This window comes from Mycobacterium seoulense (assembly GCF_010731595.1).
Lineage (GTDB): Bacteria > Actinomycetota > Actinomycetes > Mycobacteriales > Mycobacteriaceae > Mycobacterium > Mycobacterium seoulense.
Genome location: NZ_AP022582.1, coordinates 3,000,738 through 3,024,241 on the forward strand (window position 1 = coordinate 3,000,738; position 23,504 = coordinate 3,024,241).

The following is a 23,504-nucleotide window of genomic DNA, read 5'->3' on the forward strand; positions in this document are numbered from 1 at the left end:
TCTAAGCTGATCTCGATGAGGGAACGCGGTGAGCAGCGCGGACTGCGACTGTGACCGGAGGGAGACGCACCGCTCCGCGTCGCCCGATTGCTGGTCGACAGCAGCGGGGGGACCGGACCCGAGAACTGCTAATCGATGAGACGGTTCGCTGCATTCGCGAGGAAGGCTTCTCAGCGGCGAGTGCTCGACACATCATCGAACGAGCCGGGGTGAGTTGGGGCGTCATTCAGCACCACTTCGGGGATCGGGATGGTCTGCTGACTGCGGTGATTGAAGATGCCGTTGACCGTCTCGTCGCATCGCTTGAGGCGCTGGCCGATCCTGAGCGGGTCATCGCCACCGAAGACTTGGTGCAGGCGACGTGGAAGGCATTCGCCAATCCAAAGGCCATGGCGGGATTGGAGATTCTGATCGCAGCCAAAGACTTGCGTGGCCGCCTTCGTGGCCAACACATGGGTCGTCTCGGCGCGGCCTTGGCTGCGTTGACCGCCCGTCTGAATACCGGGAATGACCGTGAGCATGCCATCGCGTTGGGCATGCTTCTTTGGACCACGCCGGTAGCGATGATGATCGCCGAGATGTTCGCCGCGCCTCCCCTGACCTGGAGGGACGCGCAGAAGGCGGTTGCCGACCTGATTGACGCGCATTCCTGACCGGCCCCGGTGGCTCGGCTCTCGCAAGCAGGCCGAGCGGACGCACATCTGCACCTTGGCAAGCGTCACTGTCGAGTACGCAGGCCGCTGAGCTTCAAGAATCATCGACCGCTCGAACTCTGCAACTGCGCCCACACTCAAGCTGACGCTGCGCCGCCGCGCGAGCCTCAACGGCCCCCAAAGCCTTATCGAAGGCAGTCAGGCATCGCTGACTTGCCGTTATTGGTCCTGAACTGGTGCCCCCAGTCGGACTCGAACCGACACTGGGCGGATTTTAAGTCCGCTGCCTCTGCCAATTGGGCTATGGGGGCTCGGCGGCGAATCTAGCGCGCGGCCGCCGAATCCGGGACATCGCATCCCGCTGAAGTTGAGGGAAATTCACGCCATGCGCCGCGGGCAGCCATCGGCTACGATCCGCGCCCACGCCGCTTAACCATGGCTTTCCGGCAGATGACAGATCACACCGCTATGTCGTCCGGCAGGACCGTGTTAAAACTACCGGCCTCCTCGTTAAGAAGCCGTAAACGGCTGTCACCCCGGCCCTTTCGGCCGGGAACGTGGACTCGGGGGTCGTTAGTGTTACGCCAACGCACAGGGGCCGTTACGCGAACACTCAGGGTCGATCCACCGCATGGGGGTCGGCCGTTTCCGAACACTAGGGAGCAATAGATGGCATTTCTGACGACTCAGACAGAAGAGATGTTAGCTGCGGAGCAGCTGCTGTCGGGGATCAACACCAACCTGGCGGCGCAGAACGCCGGCGCCGCGGCGGCGACCACGGTGATCGCTCCCGCTGCCGCCGACCCGGTGTCGGCCCAGCAGGCGGCGATCTTCTCGGCGTACGGCACCCAGTACCAGGCGATCGCCACCGAGGCGCAGGCTCAGCTGGAGCAGTACGCGCAAACCCTGGGCATCAGCTCCGGCAGCTACGGGGACACCGAGGCCATCAATGCCGCCCAGGCCACTCTCGCGAGCGCCGCAGATCCCACTGCCGCGGCCGCTCCCGCCGCCGCGGCCGCCACGCCGTCCAACACTCCGCTCGACTGGCTGGCGTACCTCCTCGGTAGCACCGGCAACGGCACCAACCCGAACATGCTCGGCGGGATCTTCGGCCTGTCGGGTAACGGCGCCAACATCGGCAACATCGGTTTCGGCAACTGGGCCTCCGCGGGTTCCGACCTACTGGGCCTGGCCGGTGGCGGCCTGCTCGACACCTCCGCCGCCGACGCCGCCGGTTCGGCCGCCGACGCGGCCGGCCTCGCCGACACCACGGCGCCGATGGCCGGCGGCGGCATGGCCGGCATGGGTGCGATGCCGATGGCCGCGGCGGGCCAGGCGAGCCTGGTCGGCAAGCTTTCGGTGCCGCCGACCTGGGCGGCCCCCGCCACCCCGGTGGTCGGCACGAGCGCCGCGCCGCTGGAGACCGTGGGCTGGACCGCCGCCGCGCCGCAGGCCGGCACCGGGGGCATCATCCCGGGGATGCCGGGGATGGGCGCGGCCGCGCGCAACAGCGCCGGCTTCGGTGCGCCGCGCTATGGCGTCAAGCCGATCGTCATGCCGAAGCCGACGGCCGTCTAGGCCTTCGCCACTTCCTCACAGACTTCGAATTCCAATAGACAAAAGGAGCGGGAAACACAATGGTTCTTGACTTTGCAGCAGTTCCCCCGGAGATCACCTCCTCGCTCATGTACGCCGGCGCGGGCGCCGCGCCACTGATGGCGGCCGCGACGGCCTACGCCAACCTGGCCGCCGAGGTGAGCGCCACGGCGACCCAGTGGGAGTCGATCATCTCGTTGCTGACCAGCGAGCAGTGGACGGGCGGCGGGTCGGCCGCGGCCGCGGCCGCGGCCCAGCCGATCATCGCCTACCTGACCGAGACCGCAACGACGCTCGAACAGGCGAGCGCGCAGGCCACGGCGTCGGCGGCCGCCTACGAAGCGGCGTTCGCGGCGACGGTGCCCCCGCCGGTCATCGCGGCCAACCGGACGCTGCTGGCGACACTGGTCGCGACCAACTTCCTGGGCGTCAATTCGGCCGCGATCGCCGCGACCGAAGCGCAGTACGCCGCGATGTGGGCGCAGGACGCCGCCATGATGGCCGCCTACCAGGCGGCCTCGGCCGTGGCGGGTGTCCTGACACCGGTGACGCCGCTGACGTCGACCACCAACCCGGCGGCCGCGGCGGCCGCGGACAGCACCGCGCTCGCGGCGGACTCGACGGGCGGCACGGTCCAGGCGCTGGCAGCTCCCATCTCCAATGCCGCGGCGGCCGCCCCCTCGCTGCCGTTCACGACCAGCGGCCTGCTGTCCTCGATCGACAACTTCATCGGCACCCCGTCCGTGTTCAACGGCATCAACGGTGTGGTCAACACCGCGGCCTGGTGGGTCATGAACACCATCCCGACGGCGGTGTCCCTGGGCCACACCCTGGGCTCGGTGCCGTCGATCCCGTTCGCGCTCACCGACTCCGTCACTCCCCTCGCGGGCGGGATGGTGCAGGGCACCATGGTGGGCTCGGTGTCGGGAGCGGGTGCGTCGGCCGCCCTGGGCGAGGCCTCCGCGGTCGGCGGGCTGTCCGTGCCGGCCGGCTGGAATGCGGCCGCCCCGGCGTCGTTGGCGTCCTCCACCGCTCCGCTCGAGGGCTCGGGGTGGACGGCCGCGGCCGAGGCCGAGCCGGTCGCGGCGATGCCCGGAATGCCGGGCATGGCCGCTGCGGCAAAGGGCGCCGGCGCCTACGGCTCCGGACCGCGGTACGGCTTCAAGCCGATCGTCATGCCCAAGCAGGTCGTTGTCTGATGTCGGGATTACCGCTACGGGAAATAAGGGGGTACATGTCACCCGTTTGAGGCGATCAGTTAACCGGTAGGCCGTAATCTGTCCATAACGCGGCCACCACCGCATCAATTACAACTGTTAAGACTTCGACATTGAAGGCTTGAACGACAAGGAGAAAGCAAATGGCAACACGTTTTATGACGGACCCGCACGAAATGCGGGCGATGGCGGGCCGCTTCGAGGTGCACGCCCAGACGGTCGAGGACGAGGCCCGCAAGATGTGGGCGTCGTCGATGAACATCGCCGGCTCGGGCTGGAGTGGTCAGGCGCAGGCGACCTCGTACGACACCATGGGTCAGGTCAACCAGGCCTTCCGCAACATCGTCAACATGCTCCACGGGGTGCGCGACGGGCTGATCCGCGACGCCAACAACTACGAGCAGCAAGAGCAGGCCTCGCAGCAGATCCTCGGCAGCTAGTCGAACCTACTGTCGCCCAACACTTTCGAAGGAGCTAAGCAATGACCATTAACTACCAGTTCGGCGATGTCGACGCCCACGGCGCCTTGATCCGCGCCCAGGCCGCGTCTTTGGAGGCTGAGCACCAGGCCATCGTTCGCGATGTGCTTGCTGCGGGTGACTTCTGGGGCGGCGCCGGTTCGGTGGCCTGCCAGGAGTTCATCACCCAGTTGGGTCGCAACTTCCAGGTGATCTACGAGCAGGCCAACGCCCACGGGCAGAAGGTGCAGAGCGCCGGCAGCAACATGGCCAGCACCGACAGCGCCGTTGGGTCCAGCTGGGCCTGACACCGCGTCCTCACTCGAGGGGCCCGCACACCACGGTGTGCGGGCCCTTTCGGTTCCTGGGGCCTCGCGGCCGGCGCTATCCGGCCACCGGCGAGCGCGGGATGAGTGAGGGGCGGAACCCGATCCGGTGAACCGCGCCGTCGGACTCACGCCCGACCATGGCGCCCAGCGGCAGCTTGGAAATGCCGGTGGCCTGTGACGGCGTGGGCGGCGCACCCCACCCGGCCGGAGTGCCGTTGGTGTCCAGGGCGGCCGGGAGCGGCGTCACCGACGACACGGTGTCGGCCCACGTCGGCGGCACCGACAACGTCCCCAGCGAGGCGGCCTGGCCCACACCCGCCGAGGCGCCCTCGCCCAGACCACCGACCGGTCCCAGGGTTTCGAGGCCACCCAGGCCCCCGACGCCCGGCACACCGGCGGCGCCCTCCGCCCCAAGGATCGAACCCGCGCCCTGCATGTCGATTCCCAGGCCGTACACGTCCATCCCGATCCCTGCGCCGTCGGCGCCCAGGCCCGCGCCATCTCCGCCCAGACCAGCGAAATCCGAGCCCACGCCGACCGCATCGGACGCCAGCCCGGCGGCCTCCCCGTTGGAGCCACTGCCCAGGGCGGTGGCCAGGCCGGAGACGGTCCCCAGTCCCGTGCTCGCGGTCTTCGTCGCTCCCTTGGACGTGCCGGTCAGGCTCGATAGTGCGCCGAGGGGGCTGGAAGCCCCGGAAGATCCCAATGACGCCCCGGTACCCACCGCCGCCTGCGACAGACTCGCGCCGGTCGTCGACCCGGGCGTCGACATGCTCTGCAGGGCTTGCGGCACGGTGGACACCGCCTGCGAGGATGCCGTCTGGCCCGCGCTGCCCGCCTGGGTGGCGGCCGCCTGGGCCGTCGCGCCGGCCTGCCCGGCGACCCCACCCGGGTTGGTCGTCTGGGGCGGCGGCGCGAAGGTGCTGAAGGTTGACGCGGACGCCGAACTGGCGGCGTAGGTGTACATCGCGGTGGCGTCCTGGGCCCACATCTCGCTGTACTCCGCCTCGGTGGCCATGATCGCCGGAGTGTTCTGGCCCAGGACGTTGGTCGCGATCAACGCCATGAGCCGAGCGCGGTTGGTCGCGATGAGCGGCGGCGGCACCGTCATCGCGTATGCCGCTTCGTAGGCTGCCGCCGCGGCGGCGGCCTGCACCGCCGACTGCTCGCACAGCGCCGCGGTGGCCCGCAACCACACGATGTACGGCGCGACCCCGGCGGCCATCGCCGTCGACGTCGAACCAAGCCATTCGTCCGTGAGGGTCGTGATCACCGATTCGTAGCCACCGGCGGCAGCGTTCACCTCGAGGGCCAGTGAGTCCCATCCGGCCGACGCGGCCAGCAGTGTCGCGGGCCCGGGCCCCGCATACATCCGACCGGAGTTGACTTCCGGAGGCAAGGCGCCAAAATCCATCGTTATTCCTTTTTTTCTTCTTGAATTGTTGACCCCGTCACATGCGGTGTGATTCGAGGACGCGACGGCAGCCGTTGGCCCGTCAGTCACGCGGCGAGTCGATCGCTCGACGAAACACGCGTCAAGACAACGTCATTCGTAACGTCGCGTAACGTCCAGTTAACGAAAGCCCGGGGACAGCATCGTCCCCTGACGTTCTGTATACGTGGGAAGCACCGGCAGCGTTCACTGACGTGTGCCCTCCTCGATCAACGAAACCCGTTCTTGCATACCATGTTTGGGGAGCCTAACCTCGCAATGGGCCCGCCAGCTCAACTCAACTACTATGCGTCCCAGTATTTTTGGCGGGGCGCCCCTATCTCAAGCCGGCTGATGTGAAACATATAAAACTCATATTTGAATATCCATTGAGTGACGCACCCCACACCGCCAACATTTGAGCTTGCTATGAACTTCGTGACAGTTGGGTGTGTGGCTTGCCAGAATGTAGGAACATGACCGCAATGTCGGGATACGCAGGCAGCCAGCGCCCTCGCCAGGCCATCCTCGGGCAGCTGCCCAGGATCTACCGCGCCGACGGATCACCGATCAGGGTGCTGCTGGTCGACGACGAGCCGGCGCTGACGAACCTGGTGAAGATGGCGCTGCACTACGAGGGCTGGGTCGTCGACATCGCCCACAACGGTCGCGAGGCGCTGGCGAAGTTCGACAAGGTCAACCCCGACGTGCTCGTCCTCGACATCATGCTTCCCGACGTGGACGGGCTGCGAATCCTGGAACGCGTCCGCCAGTCCGATGCCTACACCCCGACGCTCTTCCTCACCGCGCGGGACTCGGTCATGGACCGCGTCACCGGCCTGACCGCCGGCGCCGACGACTACATGACCAAGCCGTTCAGCCTCGAAGAACTCGTCGCCCGGCTGCGCGGGTTGCTGCGCCGTTCCGGCCAGCAGACGCCGCCGGCCGCCGAGACCCTCAAAGTCGGCGACCTGCGGGTCGACACCGCCAGCCGAGAGGTGGTCCGTGACGGCACCCAGATATCGCTGTCCTCCACCGAGTTCGAACTGTTGCGCTTCCTCATGCGCAATCCCCGCCGCGCGCTGAGCCGCAGCGAAATCCTCGACCGGGTGTGGAACTACGACTTCGCCGGGCGCACCAGCATCGTCGATCTGTACATCTCGTACTTGCGGAAGAAAATCGACTCCGGCCGGGAACCGATGATTCACACCGTGCGCGGTGTCGGATACATGCTGCGGCCCCCGGAATGAGCCCGGGCCGGGACGCCTTGGCCGGAGATCTTCCGCGGTGGCTACCCCGGTCGTTGCGGCGCCAACTGCTGTTGGGCGTACTGGGCGTGGTCAGCGTGGTGCTGATGACGGTCGGAATCGTCTCCGTGCTGAGCCTGCGCGGTTACGTCACCGCGATGAGCGACGCCGACGTCGCCGGGTCCTTGGACGCGCTGGGCCACTCGTACGCCAAATATCTTGAGGGTGAACGTGATACGGCCGACGGCACGAAGCCGCTGGGCCAGGCGATGCTGCAGTTCACCGATCAGACGCCGGGAAACCTGATCGTGGTGCTGCGCAACGGCACCGTCGTCGGGTCGGCGGTGTTCTCGGAGGCCGAGGCACGGCCGGCGCCCGCCGATGTGGTCCACGCCATCGAAGCGCAGTCATGGGGTGAAGGGCCGCCACGGACCGAAAACCTGCGCAGCCTCGGGTTCTACCGGCTCAACAGCCACGTCGCCGGGTCCGACGTGCTGGTCGCCGGGGTTTCGCTGGACCTCGCCGACCGAATCATCGCCCGCAAGCAGCTCACCACCACCCTGCTCATCGCGGCCGCTTTGGCGGTCACCGCCGGGCTCACCGTGTGGGTGGTCGGCTACACCCTTCGACCGTTGCGCCGGCTGGCCGGCGTCGCGGCGGACGTCGCCGCGATGCCGCTCAGCGACGACGACCACCGAATCAGTGTCCGGGTGCGGCCCCGGGACACTAACCAGCAGAACGAGGTCGGCATCGTCGGCCACACCCTGAACAAACTGCTGGACAACGTCGACAGCGCGCTGGCCCAGCGGGCCGAATCCGACCTGCGCATGCGGCAATTCATCACCGACGCCAGCCACGAGCTGCGGACGCCGCTGGCGGCGATTCAGGGATACGCCGAACTCACCCGCCAGGACAGCTCGGAGTTGCCTCCTACCACCGAATACGCGCTGGCCCGCATCGAGTCCGAAGCGCGGCGCATGACGCTGCTGGTCGACGAGCTGCTACTGCTCTCCCGCCTCGGTGAAGGGCAAGACCTGCAGAGCGAGGATGTCGACCTGGCCGAACTCGTGGTCAACGCCGTCAACGACGCGGCGGTCGCGGCGCCCACGCACCACTGGGTGAACGACCTGCCCGACGAACCGGTGTGGGTCCGCGGCGATCACGCTCGGCTGCACCAACTGGTCAGCAACCTGCTCAACAATGCCCGGGTGCACACCCCACCGGGGGTCACGGTCACGACGGCGATCACCTGCCATCGCGACGGGCCCGGGGCGCCCTTCGCGGAACTGAGCGTCACCGACGACGGGCCGGGCATCGACCCCGAGCTTCTCCCCCGCTTGTTCGAACGGTTCGCCCGGGCCGACAACTCGAGACTCAACAGCTCGGGCACCGGCCTGGGCCTGGCCATCGTCGACTCGATCGTCAAGGCCCACCACGGCTCCGTCACCGCCGAATCCACCGAGGGCAGAACGGTTTTCCGGGTGCGGGTCCCGCTGACCGAGGGTGCATGATCGCCGAGCGCTTGGACCCTTCGGAAGTATTCGTCCCATGCCCCGAGGGCAGACTGCGCGTCCTCGTGGCGGGCGCGGCCGGAAGTCCGGTGCTACTGCTCAGCGGCGCAGGCGTGGACAATGCGATGCTGAGCTGGCGCCACCTCATCCCGGTCCTGGCGCAGCACCACCGGGTGTACGCCCTGGACTGGCCGAAACAGGGCGGCAGCCGACCCTGGCACGGTCACGCCGGCGTCGCTCGGATGCTGCAATGCATCACCGACACCCTGGACCATTTCGCCGTCGGCCGCGCAGATCTGGTCGGGCTCTCCCAGGGCGGCGCGTTGAGCCTGGCCTACGCCATCGCCGAACCCGGCCGGGTGCGGAGCGTCGTCGCGCTCGCACCCGCCGGGATCCTCTCGTTCCCGCCCGTGGTGCATCAGCTGCTGTGGTTGACGGCGAAACTCTCGCCGCTGGTCTCCTGGGTGTCGACGATGGTGTATCGCCATCGCACAATGGTGGCCCGGCTGGCACGGCACGCGCTCTTCGCCGGGCCGGTCGACGATTTCGACGACATCGTCGACGAGGTCCACGCCGAGGTGCTGGCCAACGGCGCACGCGCTTCCGACATGCAAAACGACTCGATAGGCTTCTTCACGATGAACCTGGACCTGCGACCGCGGCTCCACGAAATCGCCTGTCCCACACTGTTCATCCAAGGCGATCGGGATATCGCCGTCAAAGCCGAACACACCATCGACGCGGCGCGCCGCGTTCCCAACGCCAGGCTGGAGATCCTTCCCGGCAACGGCCACTGGTCCAATCGGCAGTCACCCGAACTCGTCAACCGCCTGATCGACGACTTCCTTGCGAACGAGCCCCCAGCCAACAGTCCCTGATGCACAACGCGAGGTGGGCGCGGCGGGCGTTAAGAAACCGTAAAGGCGCCCCACGGCCGCGTTAGAAAGTTGTCAACCAAAGGCCCTAGCCCAAAGGTGCCAACTAATTTCAAGCTGACCTTGCCTCTGGGGACAGCGTTGTGGCTGACTCGATGGGGGGCTTTCGCGTGCACGCGGTTGGTGCTGAACGGAGACGGGATGGGCTCGAAATGGGCGTAGTGGCGTTCGTCGTGCTCACGGTGGCGGTGTTCGCCGCACTGGGCCTGGTGCAGAAGTTGGTAGAGCGGCTGTGAACTACGAAAACATCGTAGGTTTGGCGCTTTCCGTCCTCATCGCATTGTTTCTCGGCTGCGCCCTGCTGTTCCCGGAGAGGTTCTGATGAGCGGGACGACAGCGGGGCTGCTTTTTCTCGCCGTCCTCGTCGTGGCGCTAATTGCCGTGCATGTGCCGTTGGGCGATTACATGTACCGGGTCTACACGTCGAAGAAGGACGGCTACGTCGAGCGGGGCATCTACCGACTGATCGGGGTGAACGCGCGCTCGGAGCAGAGCTGGGGCGCCTATGCGCGCAGTGTGCTGGCGTTCTCGTCGATCAGCATTCTGTTCTTGTTCGTGTTCCAGCTCGTGCAGGGCAAACTGCCGCTGCATCTGCACGATCCGGCCACCCAGATGACCCCCGGACTGGCGTGGAACACCGCGGTCAGCTTCGTCACCAACACCAACTGGCAGGCCTATTCCGGTGAATCGACCCAGGGGCACCTGGTGCAGATGGCCGGGCTCGCGGTGCAGAACTTCGTCTCGGCGGCCGTCGGGATGGCGGTCGCGATCGCGCTGGTGCGCGGGTTCGCCCGCACGCGCACGGGCGAGCTGGGGAACTTCTGGGTCGACCTGGTGCGCGGCACACTGCGGATTCTGCTGCCGATCGCGGTGTTGGGCGCGATCCTGCTGATCGCGGGAGGCGCGCTCCAGAACTTCCACCTCAACGACCAGGTCGTCACCGCCCTCAACGGGACGCACCAGACCATCACCGGCGGGCCGGTGGCCAGCCAGGAGGCCATCAAGGAACTGGGCACCAACGGCGGCGGCTTCTACAACGCCAACTCGTCCCACCCGTTCGAGAACCCGACCGCGTGGACCAACTGGCTGGAGATCTTCCTGCTGCTGGTGATCAGCTTCTCGCTGCCGCGCACGTTCGGGCGCATGGTGGGCAGCACCAAGCAGGGTTACGCGATCGCTTCCGTGATGGCCTCGCTGTACGCGGTCAGCGTGACCTTCATGATGTGGTTCCAGCTGCAGCACCACGGTACGGTGCCCACTGCGGTCGGCTCGGCGATGGAGGGCGTCGAGCAGCGGTTCGGCGTGGCCAACTCCGCAGTGTTCGCCGACTCGACCACGCTCACCTCCACCGGCGCCGTCGACTCGTTCCACGACTCCTACACCAGCCTCGGCGGCATGATGACCATGTTCAACATGCAACTGGGCGAGGTCGCGCCCGGCGGCACGGGCTCGGGCCTGTACGGCATGCTGATCCTGGCCGTGATCACCGTCTTCGTCGCGGGGCTGATGGTCGGGCGCACCCCCGAATATCTGGGCAAGAAGATCAACCCGCGCGAAATCAAGCTCGCCGCAAGCTATTTCCTGGTCACGCCGTTGATTGTGCTGACCGGGACCGCGATCGCGATGGCGCTGCCCGGCGAACGCGCCGGCATGCTCAACACCGGGCCACACGGGCTGTCGGAGGTGCTGTACGCGTTCACCTCCGCGGCCAACAACAACGGGTCTGCCTTCGCGGGGATCAGCGTCAACACCAACTGGTACAACACCGCCCTCGGCCTGGCCATGGTGGTCGGCAGGTTCCTGCCGATCGTGCTCGTCCTGGCGCTGGCCGGCTCGCTGGCCAAGCAGGGCCAGACGCCCGAATCGGCGGGCACCCTGCCCACCCATCGACCGCAATTCGTGGGAATGGTCGCCGGGGTGACCTTGATTCTCGTCGCCCTCACTTTCCTGCCCATGCTGGCGCTGGGCCCTCTCGCCGAAGGAATCCACTGATGACCGCGACCACCGCTGACCCGGCCGAGCAGTCGCAGCCGTCCACGTCCGCGAACACCAAACGGGTGCAAGGCGGCTTGCTCGACCCGAAGATGTTGTGGCGCTCGACGCCGGACGCGCTGGGAAAGCTCGACCCGCGCACCTTGTGGCGCAACCCGGTCATGTTCATCGTCGAGATCGGCGCGACATGGAGCACCGTGCTGGCGATCATCAACCCAACCTGGTTCGCCTGGCTGACGGTCGTTTGGCTATGGCTCACCGTGTTTTTCGCCAACCTCGCGGAGGCGGTCGCGGAAGGCCGCGGCAAGGCTCAGGCCGAAACCCTGCGCCGGGCCAAGACCCAGACGCTGGCCCGGCGGCTCAAGGATTGGTCGGCCGGCGCGCCGGGCGTGGAGGAAGAGGTCGCCGCGCCGTTGCTGCAGCAGGGTGACATCGTCGTGGTCGAGGCCGGCCAGGTCATACCCGGTGACGGCGACGTGGTGGAAGGCATTGCCTCCGTGGATGAATCCGCGATCACGGGCGAGTCGGCTCCGGTGATCCGCGAGTCCGGTGGCGACCGCTCGGCGGTCACCGGCGGCACCACCGTGCTGAGCGACCGAATCGTCGTGCGGATCACCCAGAAGCCCGGGGAGAGCTTCATCGACCGCATGATCGCGCTCGTCGAGGGCGCCAACCGGCAGAAGACCCCCAACGAGATCGCGCTCAACATTCTGTTGGCCGCGTTGACGATCATCTTCGTTTTCGCGGTCGCCACCCTGCAGCCGCTCGCGATCTACTCGAAGATGAACAATCCGGGCGTCCCGGACAGCCAGGCGCTCAACGCAAACGGTGTCACCGGGATCGTGATGGTGTCGCTGCTGGTGTGCCTGATCCCCACCACCATCGGCGCGTTGCTCTCCGCGATCGGCATCGCCGGAATGGACCGACTGGTGCAGCGCAACGTGCTCGCCATGTCCGGACGCGCGGTCGAGGCCGCGGGTGACGTCAACACCCTGCTGCTCGACAAGACGGGCACCATCACCCTGGGCAACCGGCAGGCTGGGGCCTTCGTCCCCCTCGACGGTGTCACCCCGGAGCAGCTGGCCGACGCCGCGCAATTGTCCAGCCTCGCCGACGAAACGCCGGAGGGCCGCTCGATCGTCGTATACGCCAAACAACACTTCGGGCTGCGGGCACGAACGCCGGGCGAACTCGCCCATGCGCACTGGGTGGAGTTCTCCGCCGCGACGCGGATGTCGGGCGTCGACGTCGACGGGCACCTGCTGCGCAAGGGCGCGGCCAGCTCCGTCGCCGAGTGGGTGCGCGAGCAAGGCGGCAAGGTTCCCCAGCAGCTCGGCGAGCTCGTCGACGGCATCTCCGCCGGCGGCGGCACCCCGCTGGTGGTCGGGGAGAGCCGTGATGGCGATGCGGCGGTGCTGGGCGTCATCCACCTCAAGGACGTCGTCAAGCAGGGCATGCGTGATCGGTTCGACGAGATGCGCAGGATGGGCATCCGGACGGTGATGATCACCGGCGATAATCCGTTGACTGCCAGGGCGATTGCGGATGAGGCCGGCGTCGACGACTTCCTCGCCGAGGCGACGCCCGAGGACAAGCTCGAGCTGATCAAGCGGGAGCAGGAGGGCGGCAAGCTGGTCGCGATGACCGGCGACGGCACCAACGACGCGCCGGCCTTGGCACAGGCCGACGTCGGCGTGGCGATGAACACTGGGACGTCGGCCGCCAAAGAGGCGGGCAACATGGTCGACCTCGACTCCGACCCGACCAAGCTCATCGAGATCGTCGAAATCGGCAAGCAGTTGCTGATCACCCGCGGCGCGTTGACCACCTTCTCGATCGCCAACGACATCGCGAAGTATTTCGCGATCATCCCGGCCATGTTCGTCGCGCTGTTCCCCGGGCTGGACATGATCAACATCATGCGGCTGCACAGCCCGGAATCGGCGATCCTGTCCGCGGTGATCTTCAATGCGATCGTCATCGTCGCATTGATCCCGTTATCGCTGCGCGGCGTGCGCTACACACCGAGCAGTGCGTCAAAACTGTTGAGCCGCAACCTCTACATCTATGGCCTCGGCGGCATCGTCGCCCCGTTCGTCGGCATCAAGCTGATCGACCTGATCGTCCAATTCGTCCCGGGGATGTCCTGACATGAGCTTCTCGAGTTTCGTACGCATGCACTGGGCAGCGTTTCGCGCGTTGCTGGTGCTGACCGTGATCACCGGCATCGCCTACCCGCTGTTCATCTGGCTGGTGGCGCAGATACCGGGGCTGCAGGATAAGGCCGACGGATCGATTCTCACCGCCAACGGTAAGCCCATCGGCAGCCGGCTGATCGGTCAGCTGTTCACCGACTCCGGCGGCAACCCGCTGCCGCAGTACTTTCAGAGCCGTCCCTCGGCGGCCGGCAATGGCTACGACCCGCTGTCGTCGGGCGCGAGCAACCTCGGGCCGGAAAGCGTCGTCGACACACCGGCCGATCCGGCGCAACTGGCGGCCGGCAAGTCCGCATCGGATGCGGGCTACAAGCCGAGCCTGCTGACGACGGTGTGTGCGCGCAGCGCGGCGGTGGGCCGGCTGGAAAACGTCGACGGTGCGCGGCCGTTCTGCACCGGCGGCGGTGTGGGCGCCGTCCTTTCCGTGATCGGACCGCGCGACGCCCGCGGAAACGTCGTCCACCCCACCCGGGTGGTCAGCGTCAACGAGCCGTGCCAGGCGACGCCCGCGCCTTTCCTGAGCCTCTACGAAGGTGTCCGCGTCGAATGCGCCAAGTACGGCGAGGACTACACGATCGGCCAGACGGTTCCGATCCGCGGCGCCGCGCCCGCCAACCCCGCCGTCCCCGCGGACGCCGTCACCGCCAGCGCAAGCGGCCTCGACCCGAACATCTCGCCGGCCTACGCCGATCTCCAGGTCGCCAGGGTGGCCAAGGCCCGCCATGTCAGCGTGGACCAGATACGGGAGGTGTTGGCGCAGAACCGAAGTAGCCGCGCACTCGGGTTCTTCGGCGAACCGTGCGTCAACGTGTTGCAACTGAACCTGCAACTCGATCACACATATCCAGTCTCGAGCTAGCGCGATGGGGGGATGATGGTTGACGTGAGTGCCGTTGACCACCGCCCCAAGCGCGGCGAGCTGCGGATTTACCTCGGTTCGGCTCCTGGGGTGGGCAAGACGTACGCGATGCTCGGCGAGGCGCATCGCCGGCTGGAACGCGGCACCGACCTGGTGGCCGGCGTGGTCGAGACCCACGGCAGGGCGAAAACCGCTGAGCTGCTTGATGGCATCGAGGTCATTCCGCCCCGCTACATCGAATATCGCGGCAGCACCTTTCCCGAACTCGACGTGTCGGCCGTCCTGGCGCGCAAACCACAGGTCGTCCTCGTCGACGAGCTCGCCCACACCAACACACCGGGCAGTAAGAACGCCAAACGCTGGCAGGATGTCGAGGAACTGCTCGACGCGGGCATCACGGTGATCTCGACCGTCAACGTCCAGCACCTGGAAAGCCTCAACGACGTCGTCGCCCAAATCACCGGCATCGAACAGAAAGAGACCATCCCGGATTCCGTTGTCCGGCAGGCCGCGCAGGTCGAGTTGATCGACATCACGCCGGAGGCGCTGCGCCGCAGGCTCTCCCACGGCAACGTGTACGCCCCCGAGCGCATCGACGCCGCGCTGTCCAATTACTTCCGCCGCGGAAACCTCACCGCGTTGCGGGAGCTGGCGCTGCTGTGGCTGGCAGACCAGGTCGACACCGCGCTGGCCAAATACCGTGCCGAGAACAAGATCACCGACATGTGGGAGGCCCGCGAGCGGGTCGTGGTGGCGGTTACCGGCGGCCCCGAGTCGGAGACGTTGGTACGGCGGGCCTCCCGCATCGCGTCGAAGTCCAGCGCCGAGCTGATGGTGGTGCACGTCATCCGCGGTGACGGGCTGGCCGGCCTGTCGGAGGCGCGGATGGCCAAGATCCGCGATCTGGCAAGCAGTTTGGATGCGTCGCTGCACACCGTGGTCGGTGACGACGTGCCCGCCGCCCTACTGGATTTCGCCCGCGAAATGAACGCCACCCAGCTGGTGATCGGCACCTCGAGGCGGTCGCGGTGGGCGCGCGTCTTCGAGGAGGGCATCGGCGCGCGGATCGTCGAGCTGTCGGGCAAGATCGACGTGCACCTGGTCACCCACGAGGAATCCAAGCGAGGCTTTCGCGCGGCGTCCCTGGGGCCCAACGAGCGGCGGGTGGCGTCCTGGCTCGCGGCGGTCGTCGTGCCGTCGGCCATCTGCGCGGTGATCGTGAATGCGCTCGACCCGTACCTGGGCACCAGCGGCGACAGCGCATTGTTCTTCGTCGGGGTGCTGCTGGTCGGACTGCTGGGAGGGGTCGCCCCGGCGGTGGCCTCGGCGGTCTTGTCCAGCCTGCTGCTGAACTACTTCTTGACCGCGCCCAGGCACACTTTCACCATCGCCGAACCCGATGCGGCCGTCACCGAAGTGGTGCTGCTGCTGGTCGCGGTCGCGGTCGCGGTCCTCGTCGACGGCGCGACCAAACGCACGCGCGAAGCCCGTCGCGCCTCCCAGGAGGCCGAGCTGCTGACGCTCTTCGCCGGCTCGGTGCTGCGCGGAGCCGATCTCGAGACGCTGCTCGAACGGGTGCGCGAGACCTACGCGCAACGCTCGGTCAGCATGCTGCGCGAACCCGACGAGGAGGACCGCGCCGAGGGCATGAAGGCTGCCGTCGTCGCCTGCGTGGGCAGGGATCCTTGCGTCACCGTGGCTTCCGCCGACACCGCTATCGAGGTTGGCGACGACGAGTTCTGGATGTTGTTGGCGGGCAGGAAGCTTTCGGCGCGCGATCGCCGGGTGCTGGGCGCGGTGGCCAAGCAGGCCGCGGGCCTGATCCGCCAGCGCGAGCTGGCCGAGGAAGCCAGCCGCGCGGAGGCGATCGTGCGGGCCGACGAGTTGCGGCGCTCCCTGCTGTCGGCGGTGAGCCACGATCTGCGCACTCCGCTGGCGGCGGCCAAGGTCGCCGTCTCCAGCCTGCGCGCGGAGGACGTCGCCTTCTCCGCCGCGGACACCGCGGAGCTGCTGGCCACCATCGAGGAGTCGATCGATCAGCTGACGGCGCTGGTCGGAAACCTGCTCGACTCCTCGCGCCTGGCCGCCGGCGTGGTGCACCCGGACCTGCGCCGGGTCTACCTGGAGGAAACGGTGCAACGGGCGCTGATCAGTATCGGCAAGGGCGCCACCGGTTTCTACCGATCCGCCATCGATCGGGTCAAGGTCGACGTGGGTGACTGCGTTGTGGTGGCCGACGCCGGGCTACTGGAACGCGTGCTTGCCAACCTCATCGACAACGGGCTGCGCTACGCGCCGAACTGCGTGGTGCGGGTCAACGCCGGCCGCGTGGGCAATCGTGTCCTGATCAACGTCATCGACGAGGGGCCCGGCATCCCGCACGGGGCCGAGGAGCAGATCTTCGAAGCGTTTCAGCGCCTCGGCGATCACGACAACACCACGGGGGTGGGTCTGGGCATGTCGGTGGCGCGCGGGTTCGTCGAAGCCATGGGCGGCACCATCGCGGCCGGCGACACTCCGGGCGGCGGCCTTACCGTGACGGTGGAGTTGGCCGCGCCGGAAATGGTGGGTGCGTGATGACGCGGGTGCTGGTGATCGACGACGAGCCGCAGATCCTGCGCGCGCTGCGCATCAACCTGTCCGTCCGGGGCTACGAGGTCATCACCGCGTCGACCGGGGCGGGCGCGCTGCGCGCTGCCGCCGAGCACAAGCCCGACGTGGTGATCCTCGATCTGGGCCTGCCCGACATCTCCGGAATCGATGTGCTGGCCGGGCTGCGAGGGTGGCTCACCGCACCGGTGATCGTGTTGTCGGCGCGCACCGATTCGTCCGACAAGGTGGAGGCCCTCGACGCCGGGGCCGACGACTACGTCACGAAACCCTTTGGGATGGACGAGTTTTTGGCCCGGCTGCGGGCGGCCGTCCGCCGCAACACGGCGGCGTCCGAGCTGGAGCAGCCGGTGATCGAGACCGAGGCCTTCACCGTCGATCTGGCCGCCAAGAAGGTCACCAAGAACGGCGCCGAGGTCCACCTCACGCCGACCGAGTGGGGGATGCTGGAAGTGCTGGTGCGCAATCGTGGCAAGCTGGTCGGCCGCGAGGAGCTGCTCAAAGAGGTGTGGGGCCCGGCGTATGCCACCGAAACCCATTACCTGCGAGTGTATTTGGCGCAGCTGCGGCGCAAGCTGGAGGACGACCCGTCGCATCCCACGCACTTGCTGACCGAGTCCGGCATGGGTTATCGCTTCGAGGCGTGAGCCGGTACGGCGCCGGGCGGACCGTGGTCACATCGGTCACTTGCGCCCCGCGCCGGAGGAATTGGCTATGTGCCCGCCTCACAGCGACAATTTCGCCGCCGCCCGCAGTGCCAGCACGCGCTGATGGATGCGGTGCTCGGTGGAGCGAGGTATCAGTCTCGGCCCGTAGCGACCACGGCCCATGCGACGCACCCTGCCTCGGCCCATCTCCCACCGCAAGGCGTCGGAGATGACCTTCGATGCCCTGCCGCGGATCTGAAAACCCTGCCCGGCAAGGGCTTCGATCATCTCGCCGATGGTCGCCGGCCCGTTGTGAGCCAGATGCATCGTCAGCACGTAGCGCAGCTCGATTCCCTGGAGATTCATTGCCGCACCATCGCATGCCGGTATGACATCCCGCAGGTGTCGCTGTGAGGCGGGCACTTCGCCGCTTTCTCCCGCGGGAGACGGGTGTGAAACCTGTGACTTACCCCGCGATCGAGAACACGATGCCGTCCAGGATGTCGTGCTCGCTCACGGTCAGCTCGTCGATGCCGGCGCGGGCGCGCAACTCGCGCGCCAACTCCTCGACCACGATCGCGCCCCCGCCGATCACGTCGGCCCGCCCCTCGTGCATCGGCGGAAGCGCCGCACGCTCGGACCGGGTCATGCCGATCAGCCGCTCGCACACCGCCAACAGGTCGCCGCCCGGAACACGCGAGAGGTGGATGGCCGCAGAGTCGTACGCCGTCATATTGTGCGCCAGCGCCGACAGTGTGGTCATCGTCCCGGCCAGCCCGACCCAGGTTCGCGCCCCCTCGACGGGCACCGCACCCAGCGCGACCTCCAGACGCTCGCGCACCACAGCGCGGGCCGCGGCCACCTCCTCGGGCGTCGGCGGGTCCGAGTGCAGGCAGCGTTCGGTCAGCCGCACGCAGCCGATGTCCGCCGAGTAGCTGGCCACCACCGACTCCCCGCCGACCACGATCTCGGTAGAGCCACCGCCCAGGTCCACCACAACGAATGGCCCTGCCGCAGAATCCAATTCGCCGACGGCCCCGCGGAACGACAGCGACGCCTCCTCGGCGCCGGTGATCACCTCGGCCACCGCGCCGGGCACCGCCGCGCCCAGCACGTCGGCCGTCATCGCGAAGAAGACGTCACGATTGGCGACGTCCCGGGCCGCCGAGGTCGCCACCATCCGCACCCGCTCGACGCCGTGTCGCTTCAGCAGACCGGCGTAGTCGGTCAGCGCCTCCCGGGTTCGCGCGATCGCCTCCGGCGCGAACTGACCCGTCGCGTCCACACCCTGCCCCAGCCGCACGATCCGGGTCTCCCGATGCACGTCGCGGAGCCCGTCGTCGCCCACATCGGCGATGAGCAACCGAATCGAGTTGGTGCCGCAGTCGATTCCGGCGAGCCTGCTCACCATTGCCCGGCCACCAGGATGCCGGCCATCGCGGGCTCGGGGGCCAGCATCGCCAGCGCCTCGTCGCCGAGCGGGTTGCAACCCGGCCCCTTGGCCAGCGAGTGCGCGATCAGAACGTGCAGGCACTTGACCCGATCCGGCATCCCGCCCCCGGAAAAGGTCGTCCCCAGCGGCTCGATCGCGTCCCGTTCGGACAGATACGACTCGTGGGCCCGCCGATACGCCGCCGCCAATTCGGGGTCGTGCCGCAACCGCTCGGACATCTCGCGCATCAGTCCCGTCGTCTCCAGCCGGCTCGCGGCGGCGGTCAACACCGGATGCGTCAGGTAGTACAACGTCGGAAACGGCGTGCCGTCAGGGAGTTTCGGCGCGGTCTTCACCACGCCGGGCTCACCGTTGGGGCAGCGGTAGGCGATCTCGAGCACGCCGCGCGGCTCGCGTCCGAGCTGACGCGCCACCGCCTCGAGGTCGGCACGATCAACCACCGGGCGCCGTGGGGTTCGGCGCGGCCGGGCCCGGTTCCGTCGGCGGGGGTCCCGGCGGCGGCACATTGGCCGGCGGCAGGTGCGGTGTGTCGGCGATGGTGTGCCACAAGGAGGTGTACCAGGGGTCGGTGTTGGCGGGTTTGGCCGCCTGGCCCCCCGGCTCGGACGGCGTGGCCGCCGACGGCGGAAGCTGAACCTGGAACGGGATGTCGCCCGGCTTCACGAAACCGAGACGCTCGCGGGCCTGCGCCGCGATGTAGGCCGGGTCACCGAGTTTGGCCTTCCTCTGCTCCAGGTCGGCGATCTGACGGCGCAGTGACGCCTCGCTCGCGGTCAACTGATTCATCTCGGTGCGCTGCGCGAAGTAGGTCCGCACCGGCCCGGCGATGGTCAGCGTCAACACACAGACGACCGCGGCCAGCACCGCCGCCCGCCGCGCGGTGAATCCGAGCCGCTGCTCGGACCGCTGCTCGACGGACTCGGCGACCTGCCGCTTGATCGGCTCGACCACGTGCTCGAACGACGACCGCGCGCTGGCCTGCTTCGCGGTTTGGGACGGCTTGGAGGACGGCTTGGCCGTACGGCGGCGCCGAACCGGATCCCCGGCCTTCCCCGGACGCGATGCCGGGGAGCGCCGTTTGGGATCCGGCTTGGCGGGCAAGCTATTTGGCCTCCGGCGCATACCGCGGGAATGCCAGATCGCCGGCGTACCGGGCGGCGTCGCCGAGCGCCTCTTCGATCCGCAGCAGCTGGTTGTACTTGGCGACGCGCTCGCTGCGGGCGGGCGCACCGGTCTTGATCTGCCCGCTACCGACGGCCACCGCCAGGTCCGCGATCGTGGTGTCTTCGGTCTCCCCGCTGCGATGGCTCATCATCGTGCGGTACCCGCTGTGGTGGGCGAGCGCGACGGCGTCGAGCGTCTCGGTCAGCGTGCCGATCTGATTCACCTTGACCAGCAACGCATTTGCGACGCCCTTCTCGATGCCCTCCTCGAGACGCTCGGGATTGGTGACGAAGATGTCGTCGCCGACGATCTGCACGCGGTCACCGATCGACGCCGTCAGGGCCGCCCAGCCGGCCCAATCGTCCTCGGACAGCGGGTCTTCGATCGACACCAGCGGGTAGGAGCCCAGCAGCCCGGCGTAGAACTCCGCCATCTGCTCGGCGCTGCGGGTGCTGCCCTCGAAGGCGTACCCGGTGCCGTCGGTGTAGAACTCGGTGGCCGCGGCATCCAGGGCCAACGCCACATCGACGCCCAGCTTGAAACCGGCCGACTCGATGGCCCGGCCGATCAGGTCCAGCGCCGCGGTGGTGCCGGCCACGTCGGGCGCGAAACCGCCCTCATCCCCCAGGCCGGTGCTCAGCCCCTCCTTCTTCAGCACCGACTTGAGCGAGTGATACACCTCGGCGCCCCAGCGCAGCGCTTCAGCGAAGCTGGGCGCGCCGATCGGTGCCACCATGAATTCCTGGATGTCGACGGCGGTGTCGGCGTGCGCGCCGCCGTTGAGGATGTTCATCATCGGCACGGGCAGGATGTGCGCGTTCGGGCCGCCGATGTAGCGGAACAGCGGCAGCTCGGCGGAGTCGGCGGCGGCCTTGGCGACGGCCAGCGACACGCCCAGGATCGCGTTGCCGCCCAGCCGAGACTTGTCGGGGGTTCCGTCGAGGTCGACCAGCGCCTGGTCCACCAACCGCTGGTCGTCGGCGTTGAGGCCGATCACCGCCGGACCGATCTCGTCGAGGACGGCCTGTACGGCCTTGTGCACGCCCTTGCCGCCGTAACGCTCACCGCCGTCGCGCAACTCGACGGCCTCGTGCTCACCGGTCGAGGCGCCGGAAGGCACCGCCGCGCGGGCAAACGTCCCGTCGATCAGGGCGATCTCGACCTCGACCGTCGGGTTGCCGCGGGAATCGAGGATCTCGCGGGCCCCGACCTGCTCGATAATCGGCACTGAGTTTCTCCTTGTGTTCCGTAGCGGGTGCCGGCCTCGCCGCCGTTAGCGTAAAGCCTGATACATCCTGCTACAGCGGGTGACCCGCCGCATAAGCGGTCGCCCAGTCGCGCACCGCACGCGCGTAGACCCCGGAATTGTTGTAGGCCCGCAGCGCGGTGATCCAGCCGCGCGGTGTCGCCAGATCCTTTCCCCGCCAACACAGGTAACCGGCCGCCGCGAGCGCCGCGTCGTCGATGTTGTCCGGGCTGACGCGCCCGTCGTTGTGAGCGTCGACACCGTACAACCGCCAGGTCTCGGGGATGAACTGCATCGGTCCCATGGCCCGCACCACCCCGTCGTCGTCCGTCATCGGTTCCTCGCTGTCGACGATGCGCAGGGTGCCGCCGCTGCCGTCCAGGCGGACACCGCGAATCGGGGGGCTCACATCCCCGTTGGGGGCCAGCCGCGCGCCGCGGTAGGTGCCGTGGTGGCTCTCGACCTGCCCGATGGCCGCCAAGGTGGTCCACGCGATGTGGCACTTCGGGTTCTCGACCTCGGCGACCCGGGCGGCGTACGCGTAGGCCTCCAGCGCGATCACGGGAATCTCCAGCGTCGCGGACCGCTGTTCGGCCCAGGCCCGCAGCTGGTCCGCGGGCCGTCCGCTGGCGTGCGTGTCCACCGGCGGCACCGGAGCCCCGGCGGGCGGCGGGACGCCCTCCGGAATGAACAGGCTGAGCTGCCACGTGCAGCTGGAGGCCAGCAGCATCGCGGTCGCGCCGATCACGGCGGCCGCGCGCAACCAACGCCTCGGCGACACCATGCTGCTTAAAGCTCCCTCAGAGTCCCCTGCACCAACTTCCGCACCACCATCGTCCCATGGGTTCCGGTGTTGCCCGGGTGTGTTGGGACTGCGGCGCACGATCAGTCGTCGTCGGCGGCGTCGTTCACGGCGGCCTCGTCGACCACTTCGTCCACCGCGCCGAGCTCGTCCGCGCCGGCCTGGTTCGACGGCCAATGCTCACGCCACTCGTCTTCCGAGACCTCCCCGAGCGGGGCCACGTCGAATTCCTCCGGGACGCCGGCGCCCCGGCGCGTCGCGGCGATCGCCCGCTCGACCTCGCGGACCGTGTCCACGAACTCCAGCACCGCCGTGCGCAGCGCGCCTTCCGCGTCACCGTCGGCCGTCACGGAAATAGAGGTGATGCCGGCGGGGATCAGGTCGGCGGGCAGGCCGGCCTTGCCGGCGCGTTCAATCACTTTCTGCGCCAGAGCCAGTGCCGGTTGCCCGGTGTGCACGTCGTCCATCACCGATTTCCTCGGCTTTTCGGCCGCCTTGCGCTCTTCCCACTGAGCCAGCTGCTCTTCGAGCGAAATGGTCTGCCCCGCAAGCACACCCGGAACCCGATTGCCCAACTTCCGCATCAGCGTGAGGGCGACGTCGTCGATGGTGAAGGGCAGCTGCGGGGCGTCCTCCGCGATACGGGCGTGAAAGAGCACCTGCAGCAACACGTCGCCGAGTTCTTCACGCAACTGGTCGGCGCTGCCGCTGCGCACCGCATCCAGCAGTTCGTACGTCTCTTCCAGGAGGAACCGGCGCAACGAGTCGTGGGTTTGCTCGCTCTCCCAGGGTCCGGCGGTGCGCAGCTTGTCCATCATCGCGACCACGTCGACCAGTCGTTCGCCACGCGGCGTCTCCGGCGCGGCGATCAACCGGGCGCCCGCGGACAGCCGTGCGGTCACGGCGGGATGGTCGGGGTCCGACGACAGCAGCACCGGCGCGTCGTCGCCGGAGTGCACCGGACGCGCGGCGGGCAGCGACCACGGCACCGCGACGGGCATCTCCTCGGTGTACTGCACCTCACCGCCGAGGTGCTCGATGGCCTCGACGGGCACCAGCGACGGGCGACGCGGGTCGCACAAGACGACGATCATGGGCGCCGCTCCTCCCCATCGCTTCGCTCTGCATCGTCGCCGG

At 68.0% G+C, this 23,504-nt stretch carries 22 protein-coding genes, 1 tRNA gene and 1 pseudogene; 15 read left to right on the forward strand and 9 right to left on the reverse strand.

Going from position 1 to position 23,504, the window contains the following annotated elements:
- Nucleotides 1-50 precede the first annotated feature (50 nt).
- Both G6N37_RS26630 and G6N37_RS13700 read left to right on the forward strand, forming a co-directional pair.
- Nucleotides 51-209: pseudogene (locus G6N37_RS26630) on the forward strand (TetR/AcrR family transcriptional regulator); the annotation flags it as partial.
- Entirely contained in the window at nt 210-653 is a 444-nt protein-coding gene (locus tag G6N37_RS13700; protein WP_232074976.1) for a TetR/AcrR family transcriptional regulator, read from the forward strand.
- Nucleotides 654-887: 234 nt separating this feature from the next.
- On the opposite strand, the gene G6N37_RS13705 is transcribed toward G6N37_RS13700, so the two are convergent.
- Nucleotides 888-964 (reverse strand) — tRNA-Leu (locus G6N37_RS13705).
- A 358-nt stretch (nt 965-1,322) separates the two neighbouring features.
- Here G6N37_RS13705 and G6N37_RS13710 point away from each other — a divergent pair.
- The 4 genes from G6N37_RS13710 to G6N37_RS13725 all read left to right on the forward strand — a co-directional run bounded on the left by G6N37_RS13710 (nt 1,323) and on the right by G6N37_RS13725 (nt 4,232).
- A complete protein-coding gene (locus G6N37_RS13710) occupies nt 1,323-2,231 on the forward strand; it encodes a PPE family protein, SVP subgroup (protein WP_163681214.1) in 909 nt (302 codons plus the stop codon).
- A 59-nt stretch (nt 2,232-2,290) separates the two neighbouring features.
- Nucleotides 2,291-3,448, forward strand: coding sequence for a PPE family protein (locus G6N37_RS13715; protein WP_163681217.1), 1,158 nt, complete (start codon nt 2,291-2,293; stop codon nt 3,446-3,448).
- 161 nt (nt 3,449-3,609) lie between these two features.
- Nucleotides 3,610-3,906, forward strand: a complete 297-nt coding sequence (locus tag G6N37_RS13720) for a WXG100 family type VII secretion target (RefSeq protein WP_007771418.1) — start codon at nt 3,610-3,612, stop codon at nt 3,904-3,906.
- Between the two features lie 41 nt (nt 3,907-3,947).
- Entirely contained in the window at nt 3,948-4,232 is a 285-nt protein-coding gene (locus tag G6N37_RS13725) for a WXG100 family type VII secretion target (RefSeq protein WP_046182844.1), read from the forward strand.
- Nucleotides 4,233-4,308: 76 nt separating this feature from the next.
- Here G6N37_RS13725 and G6N37_RS13730 read toward each other — a convergent pair whose 3' ends face one another.
- Nucleotides 4,309-5,667: a PPE family protein gene (locus G6N37_RS13730; RefSeq protein WP_163681220.1), complete on the reverse strand. Its 1,359-nt coding sequence runs from the start codon at nt 5,665-5,667 to the stop codon at nt 4,309-4,311.
- Nucleotides 5,668-6,161: 494 nt separating this feature from the next.
- Here G6N37_RS13730 and G6N37_RS13735 point away from each other — a divergent pair, with 494 nt between their 5' ends.
- The 9 genes from G6N37_RS13735 to G6N37_RS13780 all read left to right on the forward strand — a co-directional run bounded on the left by G6N37_RS13735 (nt 6,162) and on the right by G6N37_RS13780 (nt 17,702).
- Nucleotides 6,162-6,935 carry a response regulator transcription factor gene (locus tag G6N37_RS13735; RefSeq protein WP_163681223.1) on the forward strand — a complete coding sequence of 258 codons (774 nt, stop codon included), beginning with the start codon at nt 6,162-6,164 and terminating at the stop codon, nt 6,933-6,935.
- The gene (locus tag G6N37_RS13740) at nt 6,932-8,443 is read left to right on the forward strand and encodes a sensor histidine kinase (RefSeq protein ID WP_163681226.1); all 1,512 of its coding nucleotides are present in this window, start codon (nt 6,932-6,934) and stop codon (nt 8,441-8,443) included. The genes G6N37_RS13735 and G6N37_RS13740 overlap by 4 nt, the downstream gene beginning before the upstream one ends.
- Nucleotides 8,440-9,321, forward strand: a complete 882-nt coding sequence (locus G6N37_RS13745; protein ID WP_163681229.1) for an alpha/beta fold hydrolase — start codon at nt 8,440-8,442, stop codon at nt 9,319-9,321. Before G6N37_RS13740 ends, G6N37_RS13745 begins: the two co-directional genes overlap by 4 nt.
- Before the next feature lie 140 nt (nt 9,322-9,461).
- A complete protein-coding gene (locus tag G6N37_RS26020; RefSeq protein WP_197745703.1) occupies nt 9,462-9,614 on the forward strand; it encodes a hypothetical protein in 153 nt (50 codons plus the stop codon).
- An 85-nt stretch (nt 9,615-9,699) separates the two neighbouring features.
- Nucleotides 9,700-11,370: a potassium-transporting ATPase subunit KdpA gene (kdpA, locus tag G6N37_RS13760; RefSeq protein WP_163681231.1), complete on the forward strand. Its 1,671-nt coding sequence runs from the start codon at nt 9,700-9,702 to the stop codon at nt 11,368-11,370.
- Complete coding sequence (gene kdpB, locus G6N37_RS13765; RefSeq protein WP_163681234.1) at nt 11,370-13,520, forward strand: potassium-transporting ATPase subunit KdpB; 2,151 nt, start codon at nt 11,370-11,372, stop codon at nt 13,518-13,520. The genes kdpA and kdpB overlap by 1 nt, the downstream gene beginning before the upstream one ends.
- Nucleotide 13,521: 1 nt before the next feature.
- On the forward strand, nt 13,522-14,445 hold the full coding sequence (locus G6N37_RS13770) for a potassium-transporting ATPase subunit C (RefSeq protein ID WP_163681236.1): 924 nt from the start codon (nt 13,522-13,524) through the stop codon (nt 14,443-14,445).
- 12 nt (nt 14,446-14,457) lie between these two features.
- Complete coding sequence (locus G6N37_RS13775; RefSeq protein ID WP_163681241.1) at nt 14,458-17,022, forward strand: sensor histidine kinase; 2,565 nt, start codon at nt 14,458-14,460, stop codon at nt 17,020-17,022.
- The gene (locus tag G6N37_RS13780) at nt 17,022-17,702 is read left to right on the forward strand and encodes a response regulator (RefSeq protein WP_163681244.1); all 681 of its coding nucleotides are present in this window, start codon (nt 17,022-17,024) and stop codon (nt 17,700-17,702) included. The genes G6N37_RS13775 and G6N37_RS13780 overlap by 1 nt, the downstream gene beginning before the upstream one ends.
- Nucleotides 17,703-17,780: 78 nt before the next feature.
- On the opposite strand, the gene G6N37_RS13785 is transcribed toward G6N37_RS13780, so the two are convergent.
- The 7 genes from G6N37_RS13785 to G6N37_RS13815 form a co-directional block, all read right to left on the reverse strand.
- Nucleotides 17,781-18,068, reverse strand: a complete 288-nt coding sequence (locus tag G6N37_RS13785; RefSeq protein WP_163681246.1) for a hypothetical protein — start codon at nt 18,066-18,068, stop codon at nt 17,781-17,783.
- Nucleotides 18,069-18,168: 100 nt separating this feature from the next.
- On the reverse strand, nt 18,169-19,113 hold the full coding sequence (locus G6N37_RS13790) for a Ppx/GppA phosphatase family protein (RefSeq protein WP_163681248.1): 945 nt from the start codon (nt 19,111-19,113) through the stop codon (nt 18,169-18,171).
- A complete protein-coding gene (locus G6N37_RS13795) occupies nt 19,107-19,595 on the reverse strand; it encodes a DUF501 domain-containing protein (protein WP_163681250.1) in 489 nt (162 codons plus the stop codon). The genes G6N37_RS13790 and G6N37_RS13795 overlap by 7 nt, the downstream gene beginning before the upstream one ends.
- Nucleotides 19,588-20,256 (reverse strand): FtsB family cell division protein, encoded by a 669-nt coding sequence (locus G6N37_RS13800; RefSeq protein ID WP_163681252.1) that lies wholly within the window; start codon nt 20,254-20,256, stop codon nt 19,588-19,590. Before G6N37_RS13800 ends, G6N37_RS13795 begins: the two co-directional genes overlap by 8 nt.
- A gap of 1 nt (nt 20,257) precedes the next feature.
- Nucleotides 20,258-21,547 carry a phosphopyruvate hydratase gene (gene eno / locus G6N37_RS13805; protein WP_163681254.1) on the reverse strand — a complete coding sequence of 430 codons (1,290 nt, stop codon included), beginning with the start codon at nt 21,545-21,547 and terminating at the stop codon, nt 20,258-20,260.
- A 70-nt stretch (nt 21,548-21,617) separates the two neighbouring features.
- The gene (locus tag G6N37_RS13810; protein WP_163685029.1) at nt 21,618-22,346 is read right to left on the reverse strand and encodes a lytic transglycosylase domain-containing protein; all 729 of its coding nucleotides are present in this window, start codon (nt 22,344-22,346) and stop codon (nt 21,618-21,620) included.
- A 104-nt stretch (nt 22,347-22,450) separates the two neighbouring features.
- The gene (locus G6N37_RS13815) at nt 22,451-23,461 is read right to left on the reverse strand and encodes a nucleoside triphosphate pyrophosphohydrolase (protein WP_163681256.1); all 1,011 of its coding nucleotides are present in this window, start codon (nt 23,459-23,461) and stop codon (nt 22,451-22,453) included.
- Nucleotides 23,462-23,504 lie beyond the last annotated feature (43 nt).

Coding starts and splice junctions, on each gene's coding strand:
- G6N37_RS13710 (WP_163681214.1), top strand. CDS start 1,323: ATGGCATTTCTGACGACTCAGACAGAAGAGATGTTAGCTGCGGAGCAG.
- G6N37_RS13715 (WP_163681217.1), top strand. CDS start 2,291: ATGGTTCTTGACTTTGCAGCAGTTCCCCCGGAGATCACCTCCTCGCTC.
- G6N37_RS13720 (WP_007771418.1), top strand. CDS start 3,610: ATGGCAACACGTTTTATGACGGACCCGCACGAAATGCGGGCGATGGCG.
- G6N37_RS13725 (WP_046182844.1), top strand. CDS start 3,948: ATGACCATTAACTACCAGTTCGGCGATGTCGACGCCCACGGCGCCTTG.
- G6N37_RS13730 (WP_163681220.1), bottom strand. CDS start 5,667: ATGGATTTTGGCGCCTTGCCTCCGGAAGTCAACTCCGGTCGGATGTAT.
- G6N37_RS13735 (WP_163681223.1), top strand. CDS start 6,162: ATGACCGCAATGTCGGGATACGCAGGCAGCCAGCGCCCTCGCCAGGCC.
- G6N37_RS13740 (WP_163681226.1), top strand. CDS start 6,932: ATGAGCCCGGGCCGGGACGCCTTGGCCGGAGATCTTCCGCGGTGGCTA.
- G6N37_RS13745 (WP_163681229.1), top strand. CDS start 8,440: ATGATCGCCGAGCGCTTGGACCCTTCGGAAGTATTCGTCCCATGCCCC.
- kdpA (WP_163681231.1), top strand. CDS start 9,700: ATGAGCGGGACGACAGCGGGGCTGCTTTTTCTCGCCGTCCTCGTCGTG.
- kdpB (WP_163681234.1), top strand. CDS start 11,370: ATGACCGCGACCACCGCTGACCCGGCCGAGCAGTCGCAGCCGTCCACG.
- G6N37_RS13770 (WP_163681236.1), top strand. CDS start 13,522: ATGAGCTTCTCGAGTTTCGTACGCATGCACTGGGCAGCGTTTCGCGCG.
- G6N37_RS13775 (WP_163681241.1), top strand. CDS start 14,458: ATGATGGTTGACGTGAGTGCCGTTGACCACCGCCCCAAGCGCGGCGAG.
- G6N37_RS13780 (WP_163681244.1), top strand. CDS start 17,022: ATGACGCGGGTGCTGGTGATCGACGACGAGCCGCAGATCCTGCGCGCG.
- G6N37_RS13785 (WP_163681246.1), bottom strand. CDS start 18,068: ATGAATCTCCAGGGAATCGAGCTGCGCTACGTGCTGACGATGCATCTG.
- G6N37_RS13790 (WP_163681248.1), bottom strand. CDS start 19,113: ATGGTGAGCAGGCTCGCCGGAATCGACTGCGGCACCAACTCGATTCGG.
- G6N37_RS13815 (WP_163681256.1), bottom strand. CDS start 23,461: ATGATCGTCGTCTTGTGCGACCCGCGTCGCCCGTCGCTGGTGCCCGTC.